This window comes from Methanobrevibacter sp. (assembly GCF_045220775.1).
Lineage (GTDB): Archaea > Methanobacteriota > Methanobacteria > Methanobacteriales > Methanobacteriaceae > Methanocatella.
The window spans coordinates 1-12,321 of sequence record NZ_JBGUWC010000105.1 but is presented as its reverse complement, the minus strand read 5'-3'; the positions used below and the strand labels follow the sequence as shown (position 1 = coordinate 12,321).

The window sequence follows — 12,321 nt, the reverse complement described above, 5'->3', positions numbered from 1 at the left end:
GGTTTTTATATATGAACATCAATATTTCTATTAGGTATTTGCTATGTTAGAGTGGACAATTTGTAATAACTGTGGGAAAATACTCGACAACTCCCAGAAATCATGCCCGAGCTGCGGCGGCGAAGTATGTAAGGTAAACATGGATTATCTGAGCGGTTACCTGTCTAATGTGACATTTTTAGTGAAAACTTTGGAAGTCTTCAGGGACGTCATTCCGGAGATTAAGGACCTTGGAAATGTCAGCCTGGAAAGCATAATCTATGACGATCTGTTCAAATACTTCAGTTTTCTTGGACTGGGCAATGAAGAGATAACCGACAATGAACTGGAATTCATCAATTCCTTATTGGATACAAGTTACACAAAGGAAGACATTTCAAATCTAAGCGATTTGAAAATAGATGACAGCTTGCCGTTATCCTTCAGCTGTCTGCACCAGCTTGATGTATATGGAAACAGCCTTAACATGAGCGAACTGAACTCAGCAAACGAGCTTTTCGGCTGCTACAAATTATTGGGCAAGTTTTTCATAACTGTTGACAACAAGCTGGATGAGGATATCCTTAAGATTTATCAGGATTACATCAATAGCTTAGAAAGGCAATTATGTTCAAACGATGTTGAAATCAGAGAAATAAAACCGCCTAAAGTTAATGAAATCAAGCCTAAAGACATAAAGACTTTAGATGATTATTTAGAACAATTAAATAAATTGGTCGGCCTTGAAAAGGTCAAAAAGGATGTTAATTCATTAATCAATTTGGTCCAAATCAGAAAGATTAGGCAGGAAAGGGGAATCAAGCAACCTCCAATGAGCTTGCATTTAGTGTTTTCAGGAAATCCCGGAACAGGAAAGACCACAGTCGCAAGACTTCTATCTAAAATTTATCATGAAATAGGACTATTATCAAAAGGTCATTTAATAGAAACCGACAGGTCCGGTTTAGTCGGCGGATATGTCGGCCAGACCGCAATTAAGACTCAAGACGTTATACAATCAGCATTGGGAGGTATATTATTTATCGATGAGGCATATGCACTTGCCTCAAGCAGCGAAAATGACTACGGTCAGGAAGCGATAGACACTCTTTTAAAAGCAATGGAAGACCACAGAGACGATTTGATTGTCATTGTTGCAGGCTATCCTGCACTTATGGAGAAGTTCCTTTACTCAAACCCAGGTTTGGAGTCAAGGTTCAATAAGTTTATATACTTTGACGATTATAATGATGTAGAGCTATATGAGATATTCCTGCTGATGTGTGAGGACTCCAATTTAGTTCTCGACAATCAGGCACAGGATTATCTAAAGCAATACTTTAAGAAAATGTACGAGACAAGATCCAAAAACTTTGCAAATGGAAGGGCAGTCAGGAACCTTTTCGAAGAGGTATTGACTGCACAGGCTAACAGATTAGCTCCTAAAGAAAACATAACTGATGAAGAATTAAATACATTGACATACGAAGACTTTTTAGTTGAGGAGTAGAGACATGGCTAACAAAATTTGTAATAAATGTGGCTCTAATGTACACGCAAGTGTAAATTACTGTCCATATTGTAAATCATCATCATTCAGAAATGGAAATGAAATTAAATTGCATGACAACAGCTTGAAATATCAGCTGTTCTACTGGAAACAAGGTAGTTATTACGTTTTATCAAAATCAAAAGTTGCGGCAGCCGCAGTATTTCTGTTCTTTTCAGCGGCATTGGTTCCATCAGGATCAATCGGCGCAATATTCATTGCACTGATACTTGCCGGACTTACATATGTAGTGGGTTCTTCAATCCACAAGATTCTAAATAAGGACAGACTTTCACAAACATTGCTGTCAAACAACGATTTCGGACTTATTGTCGATTTGAAGCACCTTCTCTTCTATTGGCAGAACAAGTCCACAGGACAATACGTGCTTTCAAAAACTAAAACAATAACAGTCCTATTGTTTATGCTTTTTGCATCTATTGCAGCGGTTTACAACCCTTCAAGCTTGATTGGAATTGGAATATTCAGCGTTTTATGCTCAATTCCGACATTCACTGCAGGATATGCAATCCACAGGCTGACAACTGCTGATCCTATCGCCAAAGTGCTTGAAAGCAATAAGCCAAAGGTCGAGCAGGTGAAGGCTCCGGAAAACAGCTATCATGAATACACCGCAAAGCTCAATGAGCTGAAGCATGTCTTCGGCCATAAGGAAAGCAACGTGCGTGAACTGATTGACACAAGGTTCGAGCCTCCGCAATTGACCAACACAAGATTCATGCATTCCGTTGACACCTGCAGCGAAATGTTCAATGAACAGGCAGATGATATCGAAAATATTATAGCTCTTGCAGGTGACTTGACACCCCGTATAAAAGAGGAGCTTCAAAGCAAATTCGATGTTCTCGAATCAATGATTGACAAGTTGAACCAGCTTGCAAACGAACTGGTCCTTTCAATCGAAGAGGACAAGGACAGTTTTGCTGTGGAAAATCAGGTTTCCGAAATGGAAAATCTTATCAAATCAGTAAAGGAATATTTGAGCTAAAATGTCTAACCATAAACATTTGAGATGTGTCATTGAGGACATATACACAAACAACAACGAATTGACCGAAGACTTGACATTCAGACTGATCAATGAATTCAGGTACTCCAATCTGTATATTCCGGCCAAGCGCGAAAATGGCACTCTTAACTTCATTATTTATGAGGACGACAATGACGGCAAGATTACTCCGCTTTTTACTGATATGGACGAATTTCACAAGTTTTACAAATCAGATGAGGACATTCAAATCCTCGAAAACTCCTTTGAGCTTTATCAAAACATCTTGAAGACCACAGACATCGACGGATACATCCTGAATCCTTCATCTGAAAAATACTTATTCAAAAAAGAGTTTATTTTAGCAATTACAAATATACCGAAAACTAATTTTTTTACAACCAATCCATATTCCGAAGAGGAATTGATTGAACTGAAGGATTCCATCGATAATGGGAATCTGGAAGCGTTCATTGAAAACCCGAACAACATCGGGGATACCGTCAATCTCTTTGAGCACATGACAAACTCAACATTGTTAATGTTAATGTTAAGTGATTTGGATTTAAAATCAGAAAATTCACTTATTTCTCTTAAAGAGACAGGTCCCGTAGCTCAGATGTACATGGACAAGGTCGGAGGAATATATGCGACACTCTTTACCTCTGATGAGAAAATGAACCACATCAAGACAAGCAAGGTCAAGTATTCACAGATTGTCAATCTTGCAACCCTTGTCAATTTTGTTCTTTCAGAAGATTTGGACGGCATCATCCTGAATCCCGAGTCAGACAATGTCCTGATTACCAGATATAACCTGTTGAAATATTCATTGGGCTTTGAGAGATTTGCCAATGACGAGAGGCTATCTGAGTCAATGTATTACATGTTCAAAATCTAATTGATGTGAGTTAATCAAATTGTTTTATTATTAGATTATTGTAATCACTTCAAAGAAAAAAATATATTAACTAATGACTATAAACTACAATTTGAAAGTGATTATGATGGTTACAGAGAAAATTAGCAAATATACTGGTGAAGAATTCATCAAAGAAATGGAAAACAAATATGGTTCTAGTGATGAAGCTGAAAAACTATTTGAAAGAACAAAGGACATGAGAATTCTTGTAGATATCAGAAATTGGAAATATTTCAAAAACCATTTAACTGAAAGAATTAAAATTACCGAAAGTCATTTTGAAAGTTAACTCAAAATATATAATAATTAAAAAAAATATACCATTAACTATGTCTGAACTATCCGAACTAATTGAAATCAACAGAAACATTGAAAAGCAAAACGAAGAAATCATCCGTCTTTTGAAAATAATAGCTAAGCAAGAAGACGATTTGCCTGAAAAGGATTCAGCATTGGATTTTGGAGAACTTTTTTTATCATATAAGGATGCAATGAAAGAGGAATTGCCGGTCGAAGAGCCGGAGCTTGACACATCACTTCAAATCGGGGACCTTTTGGACAATGAGATTGATGTCGGTGAAGTCTATTTCGTTGAGGGTACAGACATATACAAATTAACTATTGAAAATAATGAAACAACAGTCGATAATTTGACAAGTGACGGCGAACCTATTATATTTTCTTTACAGGAACTTGTAGCAAATGAATCCATCAAGAATAATTCAAGTTTGGAAGACGGTACAGTAATACTCAGCAAGGAACATTGCGAGAATTTGCCTGAAGTCATGAGGATATGTGTAGAGCAGGGTGCCAAAAAGGTATACATGCCTCTTTTTGCATCAGCGCAACTGGTGGGAGCGCCCCAAAACTTGATTGAATATGTTAAAATGGATTTCTATAGAAATGACGATCATTTGATTGATAAATTATTTTAGTAATTTTCAATTTTTTTTAATTATACTGTAATATATTCCATTTCCGGAATATTATAACTATTAACAATTTTTGAATCAATAGTTTCACTAATTTCTCTTTCTTGAATTTTAACATAGAATGTGATGCAAACTTCTAATATATCTTTACTACTTTTCACTTTCATGTGTGCATTGGAAGATTGTACTTGTTTTTTATTTAAATTAAGCCTTTCAGAAATATCCAATATTTCAATTGAAATGGGAATATCATTAATATCAAAATCAAGTATAATTCCTTCTTCAATTTCCAAAGATCTTTTAAAATCAAAATCTTCACAGGAAGTAATAGAGTAAATATCTAAGTCATAATCATAATCAGTTTCTGCCTTAAAAGTTTTTGAAATCATTTTATTCCCTCCCTTTTTGATATTGGGTCTTCATATGTTGTTACGCCTATAATTTTATCATCACTGTCAATTGCTATTACAACAATTAAATCATTATTGGAATCTGTTTCACTGGGAAAATAAACTTTAAATCTATTTTTCCTACTTGATAGTAAACCTAAAGGTTCTTTTGTTAATAACATTTTTTCAATATATGCTATATTAATTTTTCTCAATATTGCTTTTTTCTTTATATGCTTCGTCAGAGCATATTTTTTCTCTTTATCTTTTGATTTTATTAGCTTTTGAAGAACTCTGTCTCCTTCACGATAACTCTATTCTTTCATATAAATCATTTATTAAATTATTTTTGTCTTTCTTTATTGGCTGATGCATTGTTTTAACTTCGAATTAATGAATTTTTTTTATTATGCCATAATGCATTCCCATAAATAGTATTAACTGGATTGTATATAAGTTTTTCCAAAATGCACACAAGCACAAAACTTTATATTAAAATTAAAGCAATATTTAGCTTTAATATTAAAATTTACTTAATATAATAAATTTGTTTTCACTTTAAAAAATTGATATCAAATACATTTTTAAATAATTAAATTTAAATTATTAATAGAAGGTGATTATATGTCAAAATTTTGTCCATCATGCGGAGAAGAATTAGTAGACAACGCAAAGTTCTGCAAAAACTGCGGAGCAAACATTGAAACAAACGAAAAAACTAATGCACAAGAGACTGCAAGCACTTATGAAGTCCAAAAGGTCGAAAACGACCATAAACTGGCAATCATTGCAGGTTATGTTCTTGCCATTTTAATTCCGATAATCGGTATTATCATCGGAATCTATCTGTATACCCGTAAGGATTCAGAAAAGGCAACTTTCCATGCTAAAATTATAATTGCAATTGCTGCCATCGTTTGGTTTATATCATTCATGCTAATGAGTCAGATGTAGAAATGTTAAGGAATCTATCTGAATATCTGGAAGTCGATACCGACAAAAAGCAGCTGATAGACAGTATTTTAATGCCTAGACTGGAAAGTCCGGCATTTTACTCAAAAAGGGTTATTTCAAGGGAAGACATTTATGATTTTTGTGAATTGGATAGCCTTCCATTAACCAAATACTGTCCGAAATGCCACAAGGAATATCCTGAAAATGAAAACTTCTGCTATGACTGCCTTACCGGCCTTAAGCATATTTCAGATATCATTGATGTCAGAGATATTAACATTAAACAGGAATTCAAGGTCAGGGGCAGCAATGACTTTTCATGCTTTGAGAATATATTCACTCCTGAAAACATCGATAAGGTCAATAGCTTTGACTTTTCCATCAGGGATTACAAAAAGATTCAAAACGGCATCAAAAGGGCTGCCTTCAAGAACTTCGATGATTTAGTCAAGTCAAACGAGCTGGTCCTGGACTATCTGGATATTTTAGATAAGATTCTCTTGTTTTCAAAGTCCTTTGTCGAAGTCGATTTCAAGTCATTCGGTCCGGAACTGGGCCTTTATACATTCAACAGAATAGACATTGACGACAGGCAATCTGCGGCGCTTCAGATTACCACACTGATTCATGAGCTGTCACACTTCATTTTAAAGGAAATCATTGCACAGATTCTATGCAGGATCCTTGACTGCAGCAAAAACTCATACATCGAAGCGATTGCAACTTTCATTCTGGTCCATGCACCCTTCACACGCCTTATTGACGAGTACTCTGCCCATACAGTTGAGGGAAGGTTTACCATGTACGGCTATCAGGACTACTCCTCCTTTTTAGAAATCGAGCAGTCCCTTGAAGGCGAGATGTCAAAAGAGGAAATTGAGATTACAAAGTCAATCGGAAACACCTTTGCGATATCCATCAAAAAGATTCTGGAGTCATATATCGACAGGGACTTGAGGGAAGATATCAAAACCCAATTCAGAATGGATATCATGGACAGGCCAAACTATGAGATGCTTATGATGGAAAACTGTGAGAATCTCACCAGCGAAGGTTTTCTAAAGGCAATCTGGCTGATTTTAACCGAAGGCTTTGAGACTGCAAGCATGAACATTTCAAAACTGACCGAATATGAAAATTGTTTTTAAACTGTAAAATTGACTTAAAACCATTATATTGTCTTTATTTTAGAATTAAAAATATTTAAATACTTTGTTTTCTAAACTAAGTATTATGGCAAAAAAGATAGGAAATAAAATCAATGACCGTGTCCAAAAAGGGCTTGCATATGATTCAATCAATGATTTGAACGATTTCCTTGATATTAATGTTAAAGTTGTCAAAACATTGCCTAGTGAATATATAGACATAGCGCAACTGTTGAACATTGATTATGCCGGATTAACTGATGATGGTAATATACTTCTTTTGGAATTCCATACGGGAACGCCTAATTTGGGATTGAGCCGTAAGATGTTTAACTATTCAACAAGGCTTCACAAGGAGGATTGGAGACTTATCAGACCGGTTGCAATATGTACAGACGAGTTTCCGAACCAGGAAATAAGTTACGGATGGGGATTGAAAAACGTCTTCAGCTATGATGTGGTGAGCCTGAAAGGAATCAACGGGGAGCAAAAGTTAAATAATATTGCAAGTAAAATTAAAAACAATTATGCATTAACAGGCGAGGACATTATAACACTAAAGTTGATATTATACACTAAATTCAATATTCCTCCCCATAAGATAATGCTTCAAGCGGCCAGATTAACAAACACTATTGAATCGTTAAACCAAAAACAGATAAATGATATTAAAGCATTTCAGAAGTTGACTGCAGAAAAATTCATTGATAAGGATAATTTTGCTTTAATAAAAGAGGCGATAAAAATGAGAAATGACATGTTTGAAGAGGATTTCAAGAAAGCTTTTGACGATGGAGTAATTAAAGGCGAAAAAGAAGGTAGGAAAGAAGGTAAGAAAGATTTGATTCGTAAATTGTCTGGAATGTTGTCTGTTTCTCAACTTGCCGAGGCCAGCGGTTTCGATGAGGATTCCATCAATGAAATCTTAAATGAAAAAAATACATCCCCATCTAATTAATTACTTATACTTTGAAAACATAACTACAATCATGAATATTCAAGACCGCATTTTACAACTGAACTACGAACTCACTGGAAATAGTGTTGAGATTAGAGAATTGCTTTTTATCATTATCACAAAATATCAATTGTATGAGCCATGTGCATATATGTCCGAAGATGAAAACTGGCTCAATATAGCTATAATTTCTTCTGAAGGCAAAGAGGCTACACAGGCAATGTCAATTCTAAAAAAGGACATCACAGCTTTTGGTCTTGTTCCAAAACGTAATGCTGAAGTTCCTGAGCCTCAGGTTGAATCTACCGAGGATCTATATCAATGAGGGAAATCATCATTGATTCCGATTTCAGCGTCGATGATCTGACCGCTGAAATCTCAAAAATCATGTCAAAATGGTCCATTCAGTTTCTGGACATCAATGGACCTAATTGGATTATTTTTGACTATGACATGTACATAAAATACGTATTTATTTTTAACGTTGACTTCAATGACCTGGAAACCCGCATAAAGCTTGAAGACTTGAAACTGAACGTCATCCATCACATAGAAGGACTTAAGGATGAAACGACCTATAGGGATAATCTGGTCAGTGCTGTTTTTTTAGACTAAAAAAAGAAAAAAAAGAAAAGAATTAATGATTAATTCTTGTATTGTAATATCTTACACCATCAGCATCGTAGGTATACCATCTGTTCACTTCCTCATCGAATTCCTCGCCGATTACAGGCACGTATGAGTCGGTTTGCGGAACATATACCTTATATGTAGTAGTGTTGTTTCCAAAATTGGTTGTGACATTGTCAAGAATTGAGTTGTCACCGACTACAGTAATGTTATCTGTGTCATTTGTATCATTGGTGTCGTTTGCGTTAATGGTGCCGATATCAATAAAATCTGTTGTGTTGTTGTCGAGTGTAGCATTCAGAACGTTAATCTCACCGCCGTCATTGGTGAAAGTGTAGATTCCAACTGCCACAAGTGCAGCAACAAGGATTGCAATCGCAATCAAAATTATGTTTGTAGTTTTCATTTTTAACACCTTGATTAATATATTAAACAAACTAGTATTTAATCACTAACGTCATAGTCGTCGATTATATAGTAATCAAATTCAGGATGCTTTTCCTTGATTTTTGATAGAATCTCATTTTTCACCTTTTCGCGGTCGGCATCAAAATCAACGATGATGTCGAATGTAACAAGATTCATCTCTTCATTGACGATAAAGCCGTGCACTTCCAATACCTCTTCGTATTCGCTTGCAATGACCTCCAAATCGGAGCGGATATCCTTGTACGTATCGTTTCTTGCATATATTCCGACAGTTATGATAATTCCGAACTCTTCCAGGATTTTAAGTACAATTTCACGAGTTAAATTGTGTATTTCAAGGGCTGTCAGTGAATCATCCACTTCGACATGAACTGATCCCTGCATGTCTTCAGGCCCGTAGTTGTGCAGGCTCAGGTCATATGCTCCATAAACTTCAGGAAATTCACGGATGGATTCCTTGATTTTGCGGGACAGCTCGGCATCGACTCTTTGCCCAATCATGCTGTCAACTGTTTCCCTGAGCATGTCAATGCTTGCCTTTATGATTACAAGTGAAATGATGACTCCAAGGATTCCTTCAAGGGAAATGTGGAAAAATATTGATATGATTGCAGCAGCCAATGTCGAAAGTGACAGTATCGCATCGAAAAGCGCATCGCTTCCGGATGCCACAAGCGCCTGAGAGTTGATTCTTTCGCCGATGTTTTTCACATATCTTCCAAGCAATATTTTGACGACGACGGCAACGGCAATGATGATTAGTGAAACTGTCGTATATGATGTGACGTCCGGATTGAATATTTTAGGCCATGACTCCGTAAGGGCAGTTATTCCAGCCCACAGCACAATGGCTGCAATGATTACGGATGAGAAATATTCAATACGGCCGTATCCATAAGGATGGTCCTTGTCGGGGGCCTTTCTCGAAAGTTTTGCTCCGATAATTGTGATTATCGATGACAATGCGTCGGTAAGGTTGTTTACTGCATCCAAGGTAATCGCAATTGAGTTTACGAGTATGCCTATGGTTGCCTTAAATGCAACGAGAATCAGATTGACAACAATGCCTATTACGCTGGTCTTGACGATTGTATCCTGTCTTGTCATAATATTGAATATTGTTTAGATTGTTAATAAATTTTTATATAGCAGAATGCATAAATTATCCATAACCAAACTCAAAGGTGAATAATCATGTCAATATATGATTTTGAAGTGAAAGACGGTGACGGAAACATTGTTTCTCTTTCAGATTATGAAGGCAAAGTGCTTTTGATAGTAAACTCAGCAACAAAATGCGGATTTACTCCGCAATACACAGAATTGAACGAAATCTATGCGGAATTCAATGAGCAGGGCTTTGAAATTCTTGATTTTCCATGCAACCAGTTCGGAGGCCAGGCTCCCGGAACAACCGAGGAAATCACAGAGGTCTGCCGTTCAAAATGGCTGGTGCCATACACAATCTTCGACAAGATTGACGTCAACGGCGAAAATGCAGATCCGCTATATGAATACCTCAAAAAGGAACAGCCTTTCACAGACATCACAGGAAAAGGTGCAACAAAGCTCAAGCTTGTATTGAAGGCAGTGGACAGGCATTACAAGGACAATGATGACATCAAATGGAATTTCACCAAGTTTCTCGTTGACCGCCAGGGAAATGTGGTCCAAAGGTTCGAGCCGACCGAGGACTTGGGCGATGTAAAGGAGGCCATAAAGGCCCTCTTATAATCTTTTTTTTTAAAATTGAATTTTGATTAGAATATGATGAAAAAATTATATTCTCTATAAGAAAACTTTCACTGAATTATATATTTTTCAATAGTATTTTAAATTGACCTTATTTTTAAAAATATGAATGGAATTGAGGCAATATCACTGTTTGGGTCAATAATTGGCACTTTTTATAATAATAGTTTATATATGATGATGTATAAAATCTATTTAATATACAATTTAATACATTAAATAAAATAATTTAAAGACTGAGATATTATGACGGGAACAAAATATTATAAAAAAAGTTTAATAATTTTTTCTATATTCATAGTATTATTTTTGGCTATCGGTTCGATTTCCGCTAGCGAAAATATTACAGATGACCTTTCATTAGAAAATGATAATGTATCTGAAGTAAATGTTGAAGGCAATATTGCATCAGATGTATGTTTGGGCTCTGATGATTCCGGTTCAAGTTCATCCGATGAAGGCAATTCTTCTAGTCAGGAAAATATTTCAAGTTCATCCACCAACTCACCAAATTCTCAAGGCAAATCACTAGTCACATACGATGAGGCATATGAAAAGACTACTTTGGAATATTCTTCTCTGGTTTCTGAATATACATCAGGCAATATCGTGTATAAAGTTAAGGTATATTCCGTGTACGATTTCAACGGAGTAAAATACAAGGAACCAAAGTATGGCTCCCTCATTAAGTTAAGGGTATACACAGGCAACACTTTAAAAAGCTATAGTGCCACTATCGACAATAACGGCATAGCTTCAGTAAAAGTGCCTAATTTATCTATTGGATATCATGAGGTTGAAATTTTTGTAGATAATGTAAACAGGGCAGCATCTTCCATTAAGGTAACCAAATCCGCTACCAAGGTTTATGCTCCAGCCAAGACTATTCAATCAAAAAAGAATACCTATTATAAGATTAAGGTCTTGGACAGCCATGGATATTATGTGAAAAATGTCGCTCTTAAAGTCAAGGTTTATACCAATGGCAAATCCAAAACATATACTGTCAAGACAAATTCCAAAGGTGTAGCTAAGCTTAAAACCAGCAAATTGGCTTTAGGAACTCATAAGATAGTCATCAAAACAAAAAACAAAAAATATAAAATAAATGCAACTTCCAAGATTGTAATTAGGAATAATGTTCCAAAAACCGCTTTAAAACTTAAGGCGATAGCTCCGGTCAAAACAGTTAAAAAAGGCACTGGATATACCATTACAGTCAAGGACAGCTATGATGATGTTGTAAAGAAAGTTTCACTTAAGGTTAAAGTATACACAGGCAAAAAGGTTAAGACCTATAAAATCAAAACAAACAAAAAAGGTGTAGCGACACTTAAAACCGATAAAATGTCTTTGGGAACCCATAATATAAAGATTTCATCAAACGATAAGAACTACAAAATCAGCAAGACCTCCAAGGTGGTGGTCAGTAAAACTGTTGCTTCCAATGAAGTTAAGACTACTGTTTTAAAGAACATTACATACTATCCAACAGCTGACGGCAAATATAATGCCACATTAGGTTGGTCTTCTAAATCTGGAAGTTCATATCAAGTTTTAAGAAAAACCGATGGTAGTTATGTTTTGCTTTCAACAGTCAAGGCCGATTCTACATTCACAACATTCACTGATCAGGTGGATAATGAAACTGCATACACTTATTCCGTTAG

General features: G+C 35.7%; 16 protein-coding genes. 12 read left to right on the top strand and 4 right to left on the bottom strand.

The genetic code is table 11. From position 1 onward, the window contains the following. Positions 1–43: 43 nt before the first annotated feature. The 5 genes from ACJROP_RS06830 to ACJROP_RS06810 all read left to right on the top strand — a co-directional run bounded on the left by ACJROP_RS06830 (position 44) and on the right by ACJROP_RS06810 (position 4,394). Positions 44–1,489 (top strand): AAA family ATPase, encoded by a 1,446-nt coding sequence (locus tag ACJROP_RS06830; protein WP_406534733.1) that lies wholly within the window; start codon positions 44–46, stop codon positions 1,487–1,489. A 4-nt stretch (positions 1,490–1,493) separates the two neighbouring features. Beyond that, positions 1,494–2,537 (top strand): hypothetical protein, encoded by a 1,044-nt coding sequence (locus tag ACJROP_RS06825; protein WP_406534732.1) that lies wholly within the window; start codon positions 1,494–1,496, stop codon positions 2,535–2,537. 1 nt (position 2,538) lies between these two features. Then, entirely contained in the window at positions 2,539–3,438 is a 900-nt protein-coding gene (locus tag ACJROP_RS06820; RefSeq protein ID WP_406534731.1) for an SseB family protein, read from the top strand. Between the two features lie 106 nt (positions 3,439–3,544). Further along, on the top strand, positions 3,545–3,748 hold the full coding sequence (locus ACJROP_RS06815; RefSeq protein WP_406534730.1) for a hypothetical protein: 204 nt from the start codon (positions 3,545–3,547) through the stop codon (positions 3,746–3,748). A gap of 40 nt (positions 3,749–3,788) precedes the next feature. Next, positions 3,789–4,394: a hypothetical protein gene (locus tag ACJROP_RS06810; protein ID WP_406534729.1), complete on the top strand. Its 606-nt coding sequence runs from the start codon at positions 3,789–3,791 to the stop codon at positions 4,392–4,394. A gap of 20 nt (positions 4,395–4,414) precedes the next feature. Here ACJROP_RS06810 and ACJROP_RS06805 read toward each other — a convergent pair whose 3' ends face one another. Both ACJROP_RS06805 and ACJROP_RS06800 read right to left on the bottom strand, forming a co-directional pair. Continuing rightward, the gene (locus ACJROP_RS06805; RefSeq protein WP_406534728.1) at positions 4,415–4,780 is read right to left on the bottom strand and encodes a DUF2283 domain-containing protein; all 366 of its coding nucleotides are present in this window, start codon (positions 4,778–4,780) and stop codon (positions 4,415–4,417) included. Further along, positions 4,777–4,995: a hypothetical protein gene (locus ACJROP_RS06800; RefSeq protein WP_406534727.1), complete on the bottom strand. Its 219-nt coding sequence runs from the start codon at positions 4,993–4,995 to the stop codon at positions 4,777–4,779. Before ACJROP_RS06800 ends, ACJROP_RS06805 begins: the two co-directional genes overlap by 4 nt. 409 nt (positions 4,996–5,404) lie before the next feature. Here ACJROP_RS06800 and ACJROP_RS06795 point away from each other — a divergent pair, with 409 nt between their 5' ends. The 5 genes from ACJROP_RS06795 to ACJROP_RS06775 all read left to right on the top strand — a co-directional run bounded on the left by ACJROP_RS06795 (position 5,405) and on the right by ACJROP_RS06775 (position 8,455). Further along, positions 5,405–5,734 (top strand): MFS transporter, encoded by a 330-nt coding sequence (locus ACJROP_RS06795; protein WP_406534726.1) that lies wholly within the window; start codon positions 5,405–5,407, stop codon positions 5,732–5,734. Between the two features lie 2 nt (positions 5,735–5,736). Continuing rightward, positions 5,737–6,882 carry a hypothetical protein gene (locus ACJROP_RS06790; RefSeq protein ID WP_406534725.1) on the top strand — a complete coding sequence of 382 codons (1,146 nt, stop codon included), beginning with the start codon at positions 5,737–5,739 and terminating at the stop codon, positions 6,880–6,882. 85 nt (positions 6,883–6,967) lie between these two features. Then, entirely contained in the window at positions 6,968–7,840 is an 873-nt protein-coding gene (locus ACJROP_RS06785) for a hypothetical protein (RefSeq protein WP_406534724.1), read from the top strand. 31 nt (positions 7,841–7,871) lie between these two features. After that, positions 7,872–8,165, top strand: coding sequence for a hypothetical protein (locus ACJROP_RS06780; protein ID WP_406534723.1), 294 nt, complete (start codon positions 7,872–7,874; stop codon positions 8,163–8,165). Continuing rightward, positions 8,162–8,455, top strand: coding sequence for a hypothetical protein (locus ACJROP_RS06775; protein WP_406534722.1), 294 nt, complete (start codon positions 8,162–8,164; stop codon positions 8,453–8,455). The genes ACJROP_RS06780 and ACJROP_RS06775 overlap by 4 nt, the downstream gene beginning before the upstream one ends. Before the next feature lie 22 nt (positions 8,456–8,477). Here the strand turns inward: ACJROP_RS06775 and ACJROP_RS06770 are convergent, their stop codons facing one another. Together ACJROP_RS06770 and ACJROP_RS06765 are read right to left on the bottom strand one after the other, a co-directional pair. Then, positions 8,478–8,876, bottom strand: coding sequence for a hypothetical protein (locus tag ACJROP_RS06770; RefSeq protein WP_406534721.1), 399 nt, complete (start codon positions 8,874–8,876; stop codon positions 8,478–8,480). Between the two features lie 38 nt (positions 8,877–8,914). Further along, complete coding sequence (locus tag ACJROP_RS06765; RefSeq protein ID WP_406534720.1) at positions 8,915–10,006, bottom strand: cation diffusion facilitator family transporter; 1,092 nt, start codon at positions 10,004–10,006, stop codon at positions 8,915–8,917. 87 nt (positions 10,007–10,093) lie between these two features. On the opposite strand from ACJROP_RS06765, the gene ACJROP_RS06760 reads away from it, so the two are divergent. Continuing rightward, positions 10,094–10,633 carry a glutathione peroxidase gene (locus ACJROP_RS06760; protein WP_406534719.1) on the top strand — a complete coding sequence of 180 codons (540 nt, stop codon included), beginning with the start codon at positions 10,094–10,096 and terminating at the stop codon, positions 10,631–10,633. Positions 10,634–10,960: 327 nt separating this feature from the next. Next, the coding region (locus ACJROP_RS06755) for a hypothetical protein (protein WP_406534718.1) at positions 10,961–12,321 on the top strand (1,361 nt) is incomplete at its 3' end.